Source organism: Nitrosomonas sp. JL21, assembly GCF_009833095.1.
Lineage (GTDB): Bacteria > Pseudomonadota > Gammaproteobacteria > Burkholderiales > Nitrosomonadaceae > Nitrosomonas.
The window spans coordinates 1-18392 of the sequence record NZ_QRCB01000054.1 but is presented as its reverse complement, the minus strand read 5'-3'; the positions used below and the strand labels follow the sequence as shown (position 1 = coordinate 18392).

The 18392-nt window shown below is 43.8% G+C and carries 11 protein-coding genes; 9 read left to right on the top strand and 2 right to left on the bottom strand.

Annotated elements, in window-relative coordinates; genetic code table 11:
• Positions 1 to 460: 460 nt before the first annotated feature.
• The 8 genes from ABF87_RS13760 to ABF87_RS13725 all read left to right on the top strand — a co-directional run bounded on the left by ABF87_RS13760 (position 461) and on the right by ABF87_RS13725 (position 10186).
• On the top strand, positions 461 to 2602 hold the full coding sequence (locus ABF87_RS13760; RefSeq protein WP_160829694.1) for a hypothetical protein: 2142 nt from the start codon (positions 461 to 463) through the stop codon (positions 2600 to 2602).
• Positions 2603 to 2643: 41 nt separating this feature from the next.
• On the top strand, positions 2644 to 2979 hold the full coding sequence (locus ABF87_RS13755) for a hypothetical protein (RefSeq protein WP_160829693.1): 336 nt from the start codon (positions 2644 to 2646) through the stop codon (positions 2977 to 2979).
• A 221-nt stretch (positions 2980 to 3200) separates the two neighbouring features.
• Positions 3201 to 3746, top strand: a complete 546-nt coding sequence (locus ABF87_RS13750) for a penicillin-binding protein activator LpoB (RefSeq protein WP_160829692.1) — start codon at positions 3201 to 3203, stop codon at positions 3744 to 3746.
• 240 nt (positions 3747 to 3986) lie between these two features.
• Entirely contained in the window at positions 3987 to 5402 is a 1416-nt protein-coding gene (locus tag ABF87_RS15430) for a PelD GGDEF domain-containing protein (RefSeq protein WP_160829691.1), read from the top strand.
• A 28-nt stretch (positions 5403 to 5430) separates the two neighbouring features.
• The gene (locus ABF87_RS13740; protein WP_160829690.1) at positions 5431 to 6402 is read left to right on the top strand and encodes a hypothetical protein; all 972 of its coding nucleotides are present in this window, start codon (positions 5431 to 5433) and stop codon (positions 6400 to 6402) included.
• Complete coding sequence (gene pelF, locus ABF87_RS13735) at positions 6402 to 7913, top strand: GT4 family glycosyltransferase PelF (protein WP_160829689.1); 1512 nt, start codon at positions 6402 to 6404, stop codon at positions 7911 to 7913. The genes ABF87_RS13740 and pelF overlap by 1 nt, the downstream gene beginning before the upstream one ends.
• A complete protein-coding gene (gene pelG / locus ABF87_RS13730; RefSeq protein ID WP_160829688.1) occupies positions 7913 to 9280 on the top strand; it encodes an exopolysaccharide Pel transporter PelG in 1368 nt (455 codons plus the stop codon). The genes pelF and pelG overlap by 1 nt, the downstream gene beginning before the upstream one ends.
• Positions 9281 to 9337: 57 nt before the next feature.
• Positions 9338 to 10186, top strand: coding sequence for an endo alpha-1,4 polygalactosaminidase (locus ABF87_RS13725; protein ID WP_160829687.1), 849 nt, complete (start codon positions 9338 to 9340; stop codon positions 10184 to 10186).
• A 146-nt stretch (positions 10187 to 10332) separates the two neighbouring features.
• On the opposite strand, the gene ABF87_RS13720 is transcribed toward ABF87_RS13725, so the two are convergent.
• Both ABF87_RS13720 and ABF87_RS13715 read right to left on the bottom strand, forming a co-directional pair.
• Positions 10333 to 11577, bottom strand: a complete 1245-nt coding sequence (locus ABF87_RS13720) for an endo alpha-1,4 polygalactosaminidase (protein WP_160829686.1) — start codon at positions 11575 to 11577, stop codon at positions 10333 to 10335.
• An 804-nt stretch (positions 11578 to 12381) separates the two neighbouring features.
• Positions 12382 to 14844 carry a DUF4832 domain-containing protein gene (locus ABF87_RS13715; protein ID WP_160829685.1) on the bottom strand — a complete coding sequence of 821 codons (2463 nt, stop codon included), beginning with the start codon at positions 14842 to 14844 and terminating at the stop codon, positions 12382 to 12384.
• Between the two features lie 934 nt (positions 14845 to 15778).
• Between ABF87_RS13715 and ABF87_RS13710 the strand changes: the two genes are divergently transcribed.
• The coding region (locus ABF87_RS13710) for a DUF4347 domain-containing protein (protein ID WP_160829684.1) at positions 15779 to 18392 on the top strand (2614 nt) is incomplete at its 3' end.

The following is an 18392-nucleotide window of genomic DNA, read 5'->3' as shown; positions in this document are numbered from 1 at the left end:
TGGTGTAGGTATTGATGCGTGTATCTAAAACCATATTAGTAGTTCCCCTGTAAAAGAATTAATTAAACATCGTGCTCGATCGGTTATTCCAAATTTCATCAATTGAGCTTGATGTCGGAATGATCTGGAATGCTCTTCTCTCAGAGGGGCATGCTAAGACTAATCACTTGATAGAGATATAGGACATTACTTGTTTGTTTTTAAGTAATTATTTAGGCAAAAACAAGTAACGGCCTATATATCCAGTAAGGCAATTTCTCTAATATTGTTTCAGTGGCAAGAGGGGTGTTCTATACAGACAAGAGTGAGATTTTTATTTTCTGTCAGGGTGTAGAACCTGACATCTTAAAGTTTGGAAGAAGCAAAGAATTAAATAGCAGAGTGCTGATAAGAATAGTTGGAGAGTTTCATTTTTATCAGTACTTCCTCAATAACCATATTTTACAAGGGTTCACAGTTTATGAAAAAAGTCCTAAATATCAATTATTGCCTGCTAGCAATGATGACACTATTAATTACGTTGGTCGCCACTCCGAATTATGCCGACAATGCCGTTAAATTGAAAGTACTTGTTATCGCTGTAGGCGATGAAACACAAGATCCAGGATTAGCCTACATTAAACCAGCGCTTGATGAAATGGGAGTTCCCTACGAGGTGATGAATGCGGGAACGCAAGATTTAACCGCTGACATGCTTGCTTCTTTAAATGGAGTAGCCTGCGGTGTATTGGATAGCGGTTGTGTGGGTAATTTCAATGGCATCATTTTAACAGACTCTGATTTGGATCCGGCATTCACACCCGCAGAATGGGATTTACTTCATAACTATGAAAAAGATTTCAAAGTTCGTGAAGCGGTTTTATCGGGTTGGCCTGCCAAATATTGGGATGGCAACTCTCCGTTTGGCGTCTATCTGGACTATGGTTTGACATTTACATCTTCGGGAAATAATTATAATGGGCAGTGGTCTATTCCTACTTCCTTTCAAAAAGAAGTTTTCGAATACATCAACAAAGTTAATGCATTGCCCGTTACGGATTTTGCATTTGTAACCGTTCCAAGCCCGCCACCTACTGAGGCAAATCCAGGCCCACGTGATGGTACGGTCCCAGTGGTGACCCCACTCTTGAAAACCGGCAACGGTGAAGAAACACTGGTGTCGATTGTGCAGTACATGGCGCCATCCCAAACCACACCCGTCCGTGAAGTATTGATTTCAACAATCACCAATGCTTCTTTCTTGATTCACTCGAATGTTCTTGCTTATGAGTTCATTAACTGGGCAACACAGGGTGTATTTGTAGGCTCGCGGTTTATTCATATGACGGCGCACCTGGATGATTTATTCCTGGAAAATACGCTATGGGATCCACTCCTTAAAAGTGACAATCCAACTCATACCTATCGGTTGAACGGCGCTGATATCAGCAATGCAGTCAGCAAGCAAGCTGCCTTTTATGCTGCGCACCCAACGGCCAAGAGTCTTAAACTGGACTTTGCATTCAATGGCTCTGGGGCAGTTGTGAATCCCGAAGCCGCAGTTTTGGTTCCCAACTTGGCAGAAGATCTGGTAGAAGCCGTGATTGCCAACAAGACGGCATTCCGCTTCATTAATCACACCTTTACGCATGCAGATATGGATAGTCCGCCGGTACCAGCGACTGCGCCCTGCGATTATCCTACGTTTACCACCGTTGCGGCTATTCAAGCCGAGATTACCAAGAATCGCACGGTGTGGGGATTGCTGGGTCTTCCCGATCAAAGCGCTAATAACAAGGTGATGGTTACCGGCAACCATTCTGGTTTGAAAGATCGAAAATGCACTGATGATCCGACACAACATCTCAACATGGTGGATGTGCAATCCGATGATGTGCCATTTGAAGCCGGTGCTAATCCACTCTTCTTTACGGCTGCTGCAAATGCAGGTATAGCTTACCTTGCTTCTGATTCATCGCAGCTTAACCAGAACATCGAACAGTATGCTTCGAATGTCGATGATGGAAAAACCACGGATCGTCTGTTGTTACCGCGTTGGCCGACCAATATTTTTTATAACACCATTAATCCGACCCAGCTTGTTGACGAATATAACTATATCTTTCATGACCGATTTGTGAATGCGGGTCAAGATCCATGCGTAGTGCCCGGAGCTATCTGCGCTACACGGGACTATTCGCAGATTCTGATCGCTGAAGCAGAAGGTGCATTGAGACATATGCTGACCTTCAAGAAATGGCCTCACTTCTTCCATCAAGGAAATGTCGCTAAATATGATGCCAATGGCAATACGCTGCAATTTGATTGGTTGAATTCGGTGTTCACTGAGTATGAGAGGCTTATTAAATTACCGGTAAAAAGTTTTCCTTATCATCAAATTGGCGATAAAACCAAGGATCGCCTGAACGCCAAGTCAGCCATCATTCAGGCAGTGTGGAATCGCGCCAACAACACAGTCAGTATATCGGCAAATAAAGCAGTACCGAACCTCGAGGTCACTGGACTCACTGGTGGAGAGCTGTATGGAGGTCAATTTATTCGAGCAGTAACAGTCAATACGCAACCCCTGACATTCGCAGTAAATAGAGCATTGACACAGTAAATTTCGCTGACTTGAAATTCAACCGATTAAAGGATACCAAAATGAAAAATAGTTTCTTGCCAAAAATACTGACTACGTTACTGGTAAGCGGTATAGCTATCACGATTGGAACAGGAATGCCGTTATCAGCCCATGCTGGAGATAAAGGTGAGCATTCTTTCAAAGAGAAAAAGGAAAACAGGAATAAGCATCACAAGATCAGAGAACAGGAAGAAAAAAGCCTTAGATTCAAAGATAAATCTCATTCTAAGCATGTAAAATCATTGATAAAACAATATGAAGAGAGTGCGAAGATAGTTGCAAGGCAGGGGGGTGATCCAGCACCTTTGCTTGCGGCTGCAGAATATTATCGGAAACAATCAAAAGGAAAGAACTAGCTGCAAATCTGGATAGATTTTTAGTAAAAAATAATCTATTCAGTTTGTTATTAGGGGAAGCAGCTCGGTTTCAATTGATCGGACTGGGCTGGGTAAAAAAATAATTGAGTCATGTACTTAGCATGCATTGAAGTCTATGTTTTGCTTTCATCTCTATGGATGGCTAAAGAATAGCAAATAATTTGAGGTAGGTTGATTAACTAAAAAATAAGGCGGATTCTATGATGACTAAAATTGAAAAACTTAGACTTCTCGTAATGACGATTATTATCAGCACGTTGATGGCATGCTCAGTCATTAATGTTCAGAAGGATGTTGCGCTCCCGACTACTGAAAAATGGGTAGTGCTGCCTTTTCAAAATTATTCACAAACTCCTCGAGCAGGGGAGCAAGCAGAAGAAATATTAGCTACTTTACTAAGGATTAGAGGTCTTCATGGCATTGAGATGTATCAATCTCAGGCTGAGAGTAATGATTGGTCTGAAATGAACGACCGTAAACAGCAGGAAAATGCTTTATCAAAAGCCCGTAAAGACAGTTACATCTATGCAGTTGCTGGCAGTGTTGATGAATGGCAATACAAATTAGGTGTGGGTAGCGAACCAGCCGTGGGACTTACGCTTCGGATTATAGAAATTGCCTCAGGAAAAGTTGTTTGGTCTGCAAGTGGTGCTAGAGCCGGCTGGAGTACAGAATCACTGAATAGCACTGCACAGAAATTATTAAGAGAATTAATTTCCGACCTTACTATTAAACGCGCAAGTTAGTCTGAGAATTAGATCTAATTTAATGATTATTTAATAGTAATAATTAATTCTTGTGCTTACGAAGAGGTGTTGTTGAACAGTATGAAAGTAATTAAGGGCTGGAGATCTTACTAATCGCTGTTCCGCATAAGTGAAGTGAAAATAGTCAGGATTTCAGATTATTTGGCCTCAGTAATGATAAGAATTCTCCAGCAATGATTTGGCAATTTTAATTTTGATTAATAACGCATAATTTTTGATGTGAAAAACCAAATTTTATTATTAGGTGAGCTAGAAAAGACCAAATGGGTGGAATCTATTGCAATAGCCTTATTGCTTCCCGTATGTGGCTATGTCATTGATCCATTGGACCCACTCTTTATTCATTATGAGTTTCCATGGTTGGCTATCGCTCCTTTATTAGTAAGTCTTCGATATGGGTTTATATACGGACTGGTGGTCGCATCCATTCTAGTTGGCGTTATCTCAATTGGATTTTATGAGGAATGGGTTGAGATTTCTGTTTACCCTAAAGAAATGATCATTGGTTTGGTGATTCTCACCATGATTTCCGCTGAGTTTCATGAAGTGTGGAATCGGAAGATAAAGCTCATAGAAAACAGATATGACCATCTAAGAATAAGAATGAATAAATTTTCCTATACTTACCAGCTTATCAAAGCTTCGCATTACCAGTTGGAGCAACATCTAGCCAACCAAACGAAAAGCTTGCGATTGGCCTTGAGCGATCTTGAGAAACAAATCGAGTCTTTGGAAAAAAAAGATGGAGATTCTCACATAACGATTGGTAATGGAATTCTTAAGATTTTTAGCCAATATGTGAATGTACAGGTGGCGGGAATTTATGCGGTAACCGAGCAGCAGGATGTTAACGCTGAACCTATTGCTTACCTGGGGCGGCCTGCTAATGCATCTCCTGAAGATCCATTGATAAAAAGTGCACTGAAAAATGGATGTGTCACCAGCATCAGAGTGGAGAGCGGTGACGATGAAATGACCACAACTGAAGCAATAGTTGTAGTCCCTCTGGTCGATGTTTACCAGAAGATCTGGGGAATCGTCGTAATCTATGAAATGCCCTTATTTGCTCTGCACGAAAGTACGATGGATTTATTCGCCGTTTTAGGCGGAAAAATTGGTGATTTAATTAAACGACGAGCTGAATTTCTTCATATTAACAGTAAAGATAGAAAGAGTTTTGAACGTAAGTTAAGCAGAACCATTCAAGAAATTGCACAATTGAATGAATCAGCGGTGGTAGTTGCAATCAGTATCAGTTCTATAGAACTGCAACAGAAATTCTTGACGAAATTTCAGAATGAGTTGCGTGGGGCCGATGAAATGTGGATTTTTAGTGAAAACAGTGATTCTCAATTCTTTCTGGTTTTGCAGCCATACACAACCGAGGAAGGTACTAATGAGTTTCTTAATCGAACTGAAATAGCTAAATTACCGCTCGTTGAATCGGTCTACCATGGATTGGATAGAAAATCTTCTACTTACTGCAATGGTGATGTCAGCACTTATATGTGGGTTCTTAATGAAGAGACATCGCGAGAAAAAATACTATTAGAGATATATCAATTTTGTAAAAAAGGATTTATTGATAATAAGGGTACGGTGGGCAAATATGCGAGCAATTCGAATACTGTTTAAGTCCAGTCTATTGATTTTAATCCTGGGATTGGAAATCTATAGCCTGCAGTTGATTGTCGAGGATCAGATTGCTGTTCAGGATCTTAATCTTATATCAGTTTTTTTTTATCATTTTATGGTCAGCGCCCCTGCGGCTTACCTAATTTCTCAGATCCTAGTTCCTGGTCACGATGGCATTCCATTAAAAAATTATGTTTTCTTTTTGCTTGTCATATTTTATCTGCCGGTGCTGGGATTAAGCGGCTTGATTTTAGCAATTCCTCTTGCAATATTTCATAGATCCCGCTCGGAAAAATCAGATCTTCCTATAAATATCAATAAGATTAGGGAGCTGTCCAACACACAGGCATCAGTTGGCGATTCGCAAACTATCGATTTAGGTAATCTCCATGGTCTATATCGCTCCAAGAATTATCATAAGCGTTTGCAAGCGGTATATGCCACCTTAAAACTAAAAGATCTGGAAGCAGTACCTCTGCTACATAAAGCCCTTAAAGATCCGGTCGATGATATCCGATTACTTGCCTACGCATTATTGGATCGCAAGGAAAATCATCTCAGTAAGCGCATTCTGAAAAACAAACAAGCGCTGGAGAAACATGATTATTCGAACAATAAGATATTAATTCTACGAATTGTGAATGACTACTGGGAACTGGTGCGGCTTGGATTAATTCAAGGAGAAGCCCAGAACCATGTGCTTAATATGGCGCAAAAATATGTTGAGCTTGGTCTCAAGCAATATCCTCAAGATCTGGGGTTTAATTTCTTGTATGCTCAGATTTTGTTGAAGCTTAAGCATTTTCAGCAGGCCTATGAACAATTCAAGAAATCCGAGGAACTGGGTATGGATCGTAGTAATCTACTGATTTATTATGCAGAAATTGCTTTTCATAATCATCAGCATCAGGAGGTCAAGCGACTTCTTCAAGCGATAGAGCTTCCCACGAACTATCCAAAACTATCAGCCATTACGCAATTCTGGCAGAAGGCAAGTTAATGGATCAACCGACGAAGCATGCCGATATCACACTATTATTGGAAGGAACATATCCCTTTGTCAGAGGCGGGGTGTCTAGTTGGGTTCATCAGATCATTGAAGGATTACCGCAATATACATTTGCTTTAATTTTTCTTGGATCTCAAAAGAAGGACTACGATACACCCAAATATAATCTCCCTGTGAATGTGGTTCACTTGGAATGTCATTATTTGTGGGATCATTTTTCTTTATCCAAGCCAAAGGCCTGTAAGGGAAATCATACCTATGTCGCAGCTTCGGAAAAGCTCCACGATTGGTTTCGTGCGCCGCAGTCAAATTTCGATGAAGCCATCGTGAATAAGCTGCTGGTTACTCTAGGACAGCCATCCGGTTTCACTGCGGAAGAGTTTTTTTATAGTAAGGCTTCTTGGAAGCAACTATGTGAATATTATGAAAAATATAATTCACAGAATTCATTTATCGATTATATCTGGACCATCAAAGCCATGCATACGCCGCTGTTCAGGCTTGCTCAGGTGGCCCATCAATTTTCCCTTTCGACGGGAACATTTCATGCGATATCAACAGGTTTTGCTGGCTTCTTGGGCGTAATTCTGCACTATTTAACGGATCGACCGTTGATCCTGACAGAGCATGGGATTTATACCAAGGAACGAAAAATTGATCTGCAATCGCTTTTCATAAAAGAGCATCGGGATATATTGGGGGATGCGCTGCCCATGGGGATGCAATATCAAGAAATGTTGTGGATACGATTTTTCGAGTCATTGGGTAGGTTGGTTTATAAAGCCTCAGATCCGATCATCAGTTTGTATGAAACCAATAGAGAGCGCCAAGTCAACGATGGAGCAGACCGAATACGAACCCAAGTTATTCCCAATGGGATGGCAGTGGAACGATTCCTCGAGCTCCGTGCCCGGCGGCCAGAAAAGATTCCGTTGGTCGTTGGACTGCTGGGAAGAATTGTTCCGATCAAGGACATCAAAACGTTTATTCGATCAATGCATACCATTGTGTCGCATTTGCCTGAAGCCGAAGGCTGGTTGATTGGCCCCGAAGATGAAGACAAGGGCTATGTTCAGGAATGCAAAACGCTAGTGCATGAGCTGGAATTAGAAGAAAAAGTTCGGTTCATGGGATTTCAAAAAATCAGTGATGTTCTTCCTCGTTTAGGTGTGCTGGTTTTAACATCGATCAGTGAAGCATTTCCATTGGTGATACTCGAAGCCTATGCCAGCGGCTTGCCGGTGGTGGCCACAGATGTCGGTGCCTGTCGAGAAATCATCGAAGGCAACAGTGATGAGGATCGCGCTTTGGGTTGTGCCGGCATCGTTATTCCCATGGCCGATCCGGAAGCTACTGCTCATGCTGTGGTCGATCTATTGGGCGATGAGAATCGCTGGTATGCGGCCCAGAAAGCGGGTATTCAACGGGTTGAGCGCTATTATACACAGGCAAGAATGCTGGACAGCTACAAAACCGTTTATGATCAGGCGCTGACATCATAATGGCTGGCATTGGATTCCGATTGCGGGAACTGATGAAGACGGAAACATTGTCCGGATTGTTTCTGGCCTATGGTTTTTCCGGGATCATTAGTTCTGGCCCATGGGTTTTGTCCATCGTGGGTATCTTGTTGATAGGCATTATCAACACAGAAAATTTCTTTACCCCTTCGTTCGTTGGCCAATTCCAGATATCCATAACTTATTTGATGGCGCTTTCTCTCATACTCACTGGCCCATTGCAGCTCATGCTGACGCGCTTTATCGCTGACCGGCTGTATGAAAAGCATGAAGAAAAAGTGCTCCCGAATTTGACCGGCGCTATTTTCGTTGTCGTGGCCATAAGTGGAACACTCGCGCTGTTTTGTCTTGCTTATCTGTTCACCGGATCAGTGCTGTATCGATTGTTGATGCTCAGTGGACTGGTGATTCTCTCCACGATTTGGATCGTCGTGATCGTGTTGTCAGGATTGAAAGCGTATCGGGAAATTTTGTTCGCTTTTTTATTAGGCTATGGAATAACGGTACTGGTTGCGATGGAACTTGGAGAGTTCGGGCTCGAAGGCCTTCTGTTCGGATTCATTCTGGGACATAGTGTCCTGCTGTTCATGCTCTTGGTGGTGGTTTTTAATTCATATTCCAGTGAAACCTTGATCGCATTTGATTTCTTAGATAAGAATCAAATATATCCAAGCCTTGTTATTACTGGCCTGCTTTATAATCTGGCGATTTGGGCGGATAAATTTATTTTCTGGTTCAATCCTCAGACCAGTACGGTCATCATTGAACCGTTGCGGGGCTCTGAGCTTTACGATTTGCCTATTTTTCTTGCTTATTTATCGATTATCCCGGGCATGGCTGTATTTCTGCTGAGAATGGAAACTGATTTTGTTGAGAAATATTCCCAGTTTTATGATGCTATTAATAATGGTTCTTCTTTGAAAACCATCATCCAAATCTATGATGAGATGATTTTGGCGATTCGAAGGGGATTTTTTGAGCTTTTCAAGATACAAGGGTTGACGATCATTATTCTACTGGCCATAGGGGATAAATTATTGGAATGGGTGGGCATTTCCCCGTTTTATAGAGTATTGCTAAATATCGACCTGGTTGCCGTCGGTGTGCAAGTATTATTACTCGCAGTCCTTAATCTTTTGTTTTATTTTGATTATCGTAAGGAAGCGCTCTATCTTTGCCTATTATTTGTAGTGTCGAATATCGCATTTACACTGCTGAGCCAGTATCTAGGGCCGGCATTTTATGGCTATGGTTTTGCTATGTCGGTGTTGTTGACTACGCTACTGGGTATCGTCATGGTTTCCAATAAGCTGAACCGGTTGGTCTATGAAACCTTCATGCTGCGCTAGTATGAGCCGTATATATATGAGGACGCTGATCACGTCACAAATATGAGTATTGATGAAATGAAAACAAGTCTTTTAAATTGTCGCTCTCTTATACTGTTCATTAACAGTATGTTGCTATCGTGTATGCCGGCGCATACTGATCGTGATCGCAGTATCGCTTTTTTTTATGGCCATTCTGTGCCTGTCGAGTCGCTTTCTCAGTTCAAGCAAGTTGTTGTTGAGCCGGAGAATATGAGCAAAGAAAACCTGGAGTATCTCAATGGGAAAGGCGCTAAGGTCTTTGCTTACATCAGTGTCGGAGAAGTGAATCGTACCCGCTCATGGTATTCAGAAATCCCCAAAAATTGGTTCGCTGGTAATCATGACGCTTGGGGCAGTGATATTGTAGATTTGACCAATGAAGGTTGGCATGATTTTTTAATCGATCGATATATGACTTCACTATGGAATCAAGGGTACCGGGGTTTCTTTTTTGATACGCTCGATAGCTATCACAGGACAAGCGTTGATTTCGAAGATAGGCTGACACAGGAAAGAGCATTGATAGCCCTTATCAAACGAATTCATCAACATTTCCCAGGTGTTGAACTCATCTTCAACAGAGGATTCGAGATTTTGCCGGCAGTTGGACAATATGTGACTGCGCTGGCCGCTGAGTCACTTTTTCAGAGCTGGGATCAATCCAAACAGGAATATGCGGAAGTTCCTGAATCTGATCGAAAATGGCTGTTGAATAAATTAACCGAAGCGAAAAAACGATTTAAATTTCAAATCATTGTTATCGATTACGTTGATCCGGCACAAAAGGATTTGGCGCAAAAAACTTCCAAGCAAATATCTCGACTTGGTTTTACGCCGTGGGTAGCAAATCCTGGCTTGAATATGCTTGGCGTCGGCCCTTTATAATTTGCTACACGTCTCCAACGATATTGCATTTCTCATTGCTGGAAATCTGTTTAAGATCAGGAGTGCTGTATTACGGATAGAAAAGATGCTGAGCTAGCTACTGCCCATCTATCTATAAGGCAGTAGCTAACGGATGCGTGCCGCAATTACCTACATGCTTCAACCCAGGCATCTAAAGATAATCTTTTCTTCTGGAAATCAAAGTTCGACGCATTTGCTTTCGGGCAAAAGCTCGATGATGAAAGATTATATTCGATGCCGAATACAGGTTTTCCAGCGGCGACAAAGGGCTTGAGCAAATTGCATTCATCGTACTGATAGCATTCCTCATTGACCGCAAAGTCATAATGATTGACGAGATCTTTGATTTGATCGAGATTATTTTTCAATCCGATCGCCAGGCCAAGATCATGAGCTGCTTCAGTCAAGGCAACGTTATAGGCGAGTTGATCATTATAACTGAGCGCGAAACCGGTATTGTTGCTATAACCATCGACGTTGTCGGGGTCGACTGCATGGCAACCTTTATCCGCAGCCATTTTCATCCGTGCGCGCATGATTGGAACCAGAATATCCAATTTCCGCACGTCGAGCCATTTTTCACCAGGCCAGCCGTCCAAATCGCGACCGAGTACCGAGGCAGGAAATTTATTGGTGTCGGGGCGCCAGTTTTCATAGCTTCCGGCGCTGAAATAGCAAATCACATGCTTGCCTTTTGATCGAAGTGTCGAGATGGTGGCTGCACTGGTATCAAACAAATCGATGTTATAAACATCGACATTCAAGGCGGTGTTAAGTGTGCCCGTGTATTGAATGTGCCATTTCAGTCCAGGAATAGGTTTCCAGTCGGCACCTGTAGAAGGCGGGGTACCTGGATCCGGATCCGGCGGTGGTGGAGTCGTTGCTGATCGAGTGACTTGCAGGGCCATGTAGTCGAGTTGACTCATGTCGGTATCCTTGCTGTATGTGATATAACGCAAGGTGACCCGGTTTTTGCTGTTGATGAACTTTTCTGGAGTAGTGATCGTGGATGTGATATTGCTCCAATGCCAGTTTGCTGCATTGCTATTATTGGCGATATCGACCCATTTCCCGGTATTGACCTCGAGTAATTGGAATGTCCATTTTTGAGCAGTAGCCTCTTGACCACGATAATTTGCTCGTAACACAAGTTTATCGACTGTCGTATTGGGGCTAGCCGGCACCGTAAAATTAAACCTCCCAACATATCCGGCCGCGCTGGGATGAAATTCTATATACTTGGTCGCATTATCATCCGTTGCCTGCTGATCTTTCACAGCCAGAACTTCCAAAGGTTGTGATGATGCAGAACCTAGCTTATTTGTTAAACCTGAGGGAAATATCAGCTCTGCAAAACTGATGTTCGACATGAGCAGCGCCATGCTTAACAATACTCGCCCAGACATTTTTATTTTGTTAGATCTATTTATTCCGTAAGAAACAAATTTTCCTTCCTTACCCATGAGGGGGCTATTCAAAGAATGATGAGATATCGGGATTATTCCGGATTCAGACATAGAATTATTCTCCTTTAATGATGGAGTCACTTCACTGCGGACAGCAAAGCACTCTTCGTGTTTTGATCTGCTCTTCCCAAGCAGAGAATTGACTTTGCAGATGTTAAAAATTGGGAACTAAGTTAACTTAGTTAATCGGACATCAGAATCGGGGCGGTTTGAAATTCTCAATCTAGTCGCCACCGCTAGATTCTATTTTTCCACTCGTCGGCTTAATGATTGGCTGATCTTGTCTGCGATTTCTAGGGTTTCCTACTTTTGGAAGGATGCTGCGAATAGCAGAACGAATCCTCGTACATCAAGCCGCTTTAATGACGAGTCAGACAAATTAACAGAATCGATAACGAGTGATCTTTGAAGAAAGGGGTAAATGACAGTTTATTCATGAAAACTCTCATTGAGTCCTTTAGGTGTGTAATACCTTCCCATGCGGCAACGAGAATATACGTGGGAATAAATTCCATGTCAACCATTTCATCATGTACGGATTGAATCGATGGTTGTAGCAAGTAGCATCCTGCAAAAACGCTTAGTCAGGATGCTCGGAAAAATGACTGTACTTGCATGCAGTCAGATTATCTTAAAATCAGGCAGTAAATATACATTCACTGCCTGTCAATTGCGAACGGAATTTCTGCTACTGTCGGTGTTTCTGTCTTATTTTACCTTCCAAGAGAGCGCATTTGCCCAACTAGAGAACTGATCAGTTCCACTTTTGAACCCGCGGATTCGAAGACGGCTTTTGCCATCGGATGAAAGATAGGATTGCGGCGAGGGAGGATTGATTTGAACCACGACATCATTGGTATTACCGACTGAACGGTTGTCCATCAGATCCCACTTAGCTTTTTTAAAGTTATAAAGGTAAATTTCCTGTTTCACGTTCTTTTTGGAATACTGTCCGCTGTACACAATATTTAATTCTGAAATTTTATCGGGCGAAACGGCGGAGATAGTGACCGATGCATTCCAATCGGTAACTTTGCCGCCAGATCCATTGGCGGCTTTGATGTCGTAGGTATCGGCGTCATTAGCCTTCAAACTGGCAAGCGTTCCCGTGTCGTATTTCCCTGCAGTAATGGCGATCTTGTCGGCGTAAATCGGGACAGGCTCGACATTGAAAGTGCGATTGAGCTTGTTATAACCCGTGGAAGTTTCCCAGATGCCGGAATTAGACAATCGAATGGAATACTCGGGTCTTCGGTACAATTCGGTTTCTGGGTCCGGCAAATTTAGCAATAGCTCATAATTACCGGCTGGTAAATTTTCCGGAATGGTGACTTCACCGCTGATGGCATGGGTCTGACCAGGCAGCCAGAATCGTGGGTCAGCTTGTAATTTGAACGTATGCAATGATCCGTTGGTATGCCGCAAAATCAACTCGACCAGGCGCGGATTGAATGGTGCGGCAAACCCTTCGTTTTTTAGCTGTACATTAAATTTGAATTGTTCACCCGGCTTGATCTGGCTATCAAAATTACTGGTCAACAGAGTGAAGTAATAACCGAGCCTTTTTTCAATCTCAGCATAGCAACCTTCATCGACCCATTTTCGTAATAAAGGCTTATACCAATCTTGATTCAGAAACGACCAGTGAAACTTTGCCAGTTCATTTAATGCGGTCGCACAACTGAGCCGGTTCGGATCCGGATCGGAAAGAGAATTGTAATCACAGGTTTCGCCGCCCATGGGTAACCATTTCGTTTCTTCTGCCAAATAGGGATATTCGGAAGAGCTTATGAAGGTTCCGCCATCTGACTGACTCGACACAAAGCAATCGTTATGGTGTCCGGTACGCGCCAACTGGGAGTTCGTATGTGCCGTGGTACTATTAACGGGTGAAGTGTCACTGAAGATATTTTGCTTCGATCGCGGCGTTCTGAGCTGGATCATACGATTGGCGGGCAATACATCCAGCATTCCAAAGACGACCTCAGCGCGTTTGCTCCAGTCGGAGTCAGGCTGGAAATGATCGGAATACCACCATTCACCCCACAGTCCAATAAATCCCGCTTCCATGACAGCAATGACATCGCTATGTTTGTTCAGTATGCCGGACAATTGATTCAAGTGAGCCATTATTCTGTCTTTGGAGGCATCCCCATAAGGCGGCGTTAAATTGGGACCTGAAGTTTCGGAATATGAAAACCGCGGAATCACTTTTAATCCTGCTTGGCGAATCAAGTTGAAATCCGCTTGCATCAGATCCAAATACTGTTGACTGATGTCGCTGTTAGAGAAAGTGTCCAGATAAAAATACCGGTGAATCAGGCTGATTCCTTCATTCTTGATATAACATTGAAGCGTACCCGGATCCAATGGCGTGTAATGGCTTGCTTTTGTTTTTGCGCTTGCAAAAAAACCGCGCTCTGGATTGGCTATTGCACCTGCCATGGGCTTGTAACTCAATGTGTACGTATAGAAATCGCCCGCATCACCGACAAAGCCGTTATCCGGATAATAGTCTTTGATAGCCGCTGAATGATCAGCCCAGGCGACCCAGTTGAAACTCGGCACCCCCTGACCCAGAACATTCAGATCCGCTATTTTGAGACTGAATTCTATATCCCGCCGCCCATCAGCACCTGCGAGATCGCTGACCGGATAAAAGTTGATTTGCTGCCAGCTCCATGCCTCTTGAAAAGAGTCGCCTGTAAATTTAAAAATGGTAACTTTGTTCTGACCGCCCTGAATGAGTACATCAGCGCCGATTGAAAGTGAACTGCCGCTTCCTCTGAAGCCGGTCATCAGATTCTTATCGATATCGACAAGCAAATTATATCGATAGCCATCCGGAACAAAGGCAGGCCCATCAAGCACTTTGTAGCGTATATGGAGATCATCGCAATCATGGGCTATCGTGATATTTTCCCAATCGATATGCCCGGCTTCAGCTTTGTCGCCGGCTGGGTCGCTGCCATAAGGTATGGCTTGTGCCCATCCTTCTCGATTGCCATCAATGACAATCGATGTGCCTCCGATTTGATTGGATAAGCTTTGCAAACCGTTACTTGCTGAAGCGCCGTCGCTATAACAATTCCCAGCAAACACCAATACAGTCATCGTCAGCCATTGATGTAAAGAAGGGAAGTGGGAAATTGCCGATTTGTTATCGTTCATGTTCTGTTTCGTACTCTCAAATGAATAATCAACGCATGCTGCTCAGACCAAATGATTGATCAGAATCTGAGCAGTATGAGATTGTTAAGAATAATTCTGTGCCTGATCTACTGCGGCCAGCCGCTGATACCTCGGGAAATAATTCAGCCTCTGACTAAACCCGATTCATCTTAGAGTTGCAGAATAGATAAGTAAATAAGACAAAATTTATTTATCTTTAAGGGTTTATTTAGAAAGTTCTGGGACGAGTTTTAGACGATGGCTCAGCTTGCAGATCGGATGAGCCTCTGCTGATATGAATGTCAGCGGTGAGTTTTTCTTGGAACACATCTACATTCATCAAAACTTCATTCGTTTTCGTAAGTGTCGACAAAGATATAAGAAGATTTACTCCGTGTCGATGCAATTATCAAGAATCCACATTCTTGAAGCAGTTGCAACAACTGAAATCCATTTGTGTATCGTCAGAATAGCCTGGACGGCTCAGCCGTCAGCAGCAAATTTTGGGCGTTCACGTCAGCGTAATCCTCTGCATTTCTAAGTGCGCCATCGACCTCAATACGTTGTGGGGCGGGAGATTGCGTTGAGCCTATACCTTTCATTATTAACAATTGTTAACGAAAAAAATTGAGCAATGTTAACTGCCAAAGTTAACACACAGTATCTATTCAGAAATTCCCCCTCTCTTTAGTATTCACCTCGAACAATTCCCTTCATTCAATGAAGATAAGGAGGAAAGCAGCACTTGATTCAGAGTGAAAGATTTTCCCAATTCCTTTCGGGAAAACAAGCTGATACCGGCTAGTAACTCGACCGCATGTATTTCAACTCAATGGGATCCATTCAGGTGAAATCGGCAAGACCAGATCCAAATGACCAGATAACACAATTGACTTTACTCGAAGATTTCAAATCACTCATTAAAGGAATAATCATGAATCCACGCACTATTTTCGTTGATACCCACATTGCAAATTATCAGGCTATTGTTGAACGATACGATGCCCGATCAACGAACTTGGTATATCTATCCAATCCTCGCACCGATTCTTTTTTGATTCAGGAATACATTGCTGCTCATCATCTCGATCAGGCAGATATCAATCTGATTACCGCAAGCAAGAATCTGAACGGCTTGATCACTGACCGGATAATATTCGTTGATCCGGGCGTGGCTGATTATCAAAGTTTGATCGCCCATACCGGCACGAGCGCAACGATCGTTGTGCTGGATGCACATACCGATGGCGTCGGACAAATTCATGGTTATCTGACTAACACGACTGGTTCGATTTCCACTGTCGATATCGTTTCTCATGGTGACGCAGGCGTTTTGTATCTCGGTTCGACGGCCTTGAGCAGCGATAACATTGCGCAATACGAAGACGAATTGTCTAATATCGGTCATCAATTAGCTCAGAATGCCAATATCCTGCTGTATGGTTGCTACGTGGCAGCGGGACAAGCCGGGCAACGCTTCATTGATCGACTGGCGGAATTGATCGGCGCAGATGTGGCTGCATCGACTAACTTGACCGGTGCCGCAGCACTCGGCGGAGATTGGGTGTTGGAAGCAGTGAACATGGGCGGTGAAGTGAGAGCTGGTGCGTTACAGATACCTGCCTACCAAGGGGCATTGGTTTCCATCACAGGCAATTCATGGAATAACCCAGCAACCTATACTGAACAATCAGCGGCAACTCGAATTGATACCAATGTATCAATCAATAGTTGGAATAATGGCACGAATACCTCGTTAACGATTTCAGTAGCTTCTGCTCATGCAGGCGATCAATTAACCGTTCTGTCAACGTCCGGTAATAATCAAATTTCTGTCTCCGGTTCTAATATTATTTATACCAGCGGCTTTGGCAGCGGCACACCGGCCATCATTGGCACCATCAACAGCACGAATAATGGCATCAATGGCAAATCCTTAGTGATCAATTTGAACAATAATACGGCGACTAATAGCAATGCCGTGCAAGCGCTGGCACGTGCACTTCAGTTTGCAAATACATCGGATGCTCCGCCATCGGGAAATCGTGCGATCACCTTGACATTGGATGACACTAGTGGCGGTACAGTATCTTCAAGTGGTGCTTCTGTGACCATTACGCCAGTCAACGATACACCCGCAGCGACCAATTTAAATTCAGCCGAGACCTACACCGAAAATACGCCGCTGAATCTCATCGACATTGTCGCAAGTGATCCTGACAGCGCCAATATTACCGCCACATTGACGCTATCCAACGCAGCAGCCGGCGCTCTGAGCACTGCGACGTCAGGCGCGGTAACCTCCACCTATAATGCCGCTACCGGCGTATGGGTTGCGAGCGGTGCCGTGGCCAATGTGAATGCACTATTGGCAGGCGTTACGTTCACCCCGGCTGCTAATTCTACGAGCAGCTTTACGATTACCACGAACATCAGTGACGGATCATTGAGTGTTTCCGGCACCAAAAACATGACCGGTGCGGAAGTCAACGATGCTCCAACGGCCACCAATTTAAATGCCGCCGAAACCTATACCGAAGATACGCCGCTGAATCTGATCGACGTGGTTGCCAGTGATGTGGACAGCGCCATCATTACCGCCACACTTACATTATCCAATGCAGCCGCCGGTAATCTCAGCACTGCGACCTCCGGCGCGGTGACATCGACCTTTAATGCCGCGACTGGCGTATGGGTAGCAAGCGGTGCCGTCGAGGATGTGAATGCCTTATTGGCAGAGGTTACGTTTACACCGGCTGCTGATTTTAATGGCGACTTCACGATTGCCACAAACATCAATGACGGATCGCTGAGTGTTTCCGGCACCAAAAGCATGACCGGAACAGCAGTCAACGATGCGCCTACGGCCACCAATTTGGATGCCGCTGAAAACTATATCGAAGACATTCCGCTGAATCTCACCGACATTGTAGCGAGCGACATCGACAGCTCCACGATTACCGTTACATTAACCTTATCCAATGTAGCGGCGGGCAGTTTGAGCACAGCATCGTCAGGCGCCGTGACTTCCACCTACAATGCCGGCACGGGCGTATGGGAAGCGAGCGGCGCAGTAGCGGATGTGAATGCGTTATTGGCAGGCGTTACGTTTACGCCGGCAGCTAATTTCAGCAGTAATTTCACCATTGCCACGAACGTCAGCGATGGAACACTGAACATTTCTGGCATTAAGAACATGACTGGAACGGCGGTTAACCATGCACCGACCGGAAGTGCTACCGCAGTTCTGCCAGCGGGTACAGAGGATGTCAATTACACCATCGATTCAGCCGACTTGCTGCAGGGCTTCAGTGATCCGGACAGCGATGTCTTGCAAGTAGCGGATCTCAGCGCTGATCATGGCACGGTAGTCGATAATGGCGATGGTACTTTCACGATCAGTCACACTGTTGATTACAATGGTCCGGTTTCGTTACATTACAACGTCGTTGACGGCAATGGCGGTAGCGTTGCAGGCAGTCAAAGCTATAGCTTGACGGCAGTCAATGATCTGATCGTTTCAGACACACGCATCAATACCTACACCA

Bases quoted from the DNA above. Each gene is read 5' to 3' on its own strand.
- ABF87_RS13760 (WP_160829694.1), top strand. From the start codon at position 461: ATGAAAAAAGTCCTAAATATCAATTATTGCCTGCTAGCAATGATGACA.
- ABF87_RS13755 (WP_160829693.1), top strand. From the start codon at position 2,644: ATGAAAAATAGTTTCTTGCCAAAAATACTGACTACGTTACTGGTAAGC.
- ABF87_RS13750 (WP_160829692.1), top strand. From the start codon at position 3,201: ATGATGACTAAAATTGAAAAACTTAGACTTCTCGTAATGACGATTATT.
- pelF (WP_160829689.1), top strand. From the start codon at position 6,402: ATGGATCAACCGACGAAGCATGCCGATATCACACTATTATTGGAAGGA.
- pelG (WP_160829688.1), top strand. From the start codon at position 7,913: ATGGCTGGCATTGGATTCCGATTGCGGGAACTGATGAAGACGGAAACA.
- ABF87_RS13725 (WP_160829687.1), top strand. From the start codon at position 9,338: ATGAAAACAAGTCTTTTAAATTGTCGCTCTCTTATACTGTTCATTAAC.
- ABF87_RS13720 (WP_160829686.1), bottom strand. From the start codon at position 11,577: ATGTCGAACATCAGTTTTGCAGAGCTGATATTTCCCTCAGGTTTAACA.
- ABF87_RS13715 (WP_160829685.1), bottom strand. From the start codon at position 14,844: ATGAACGATAACAAATCGGCAATTTCCCACTTCCCTTCTTTACATCAA.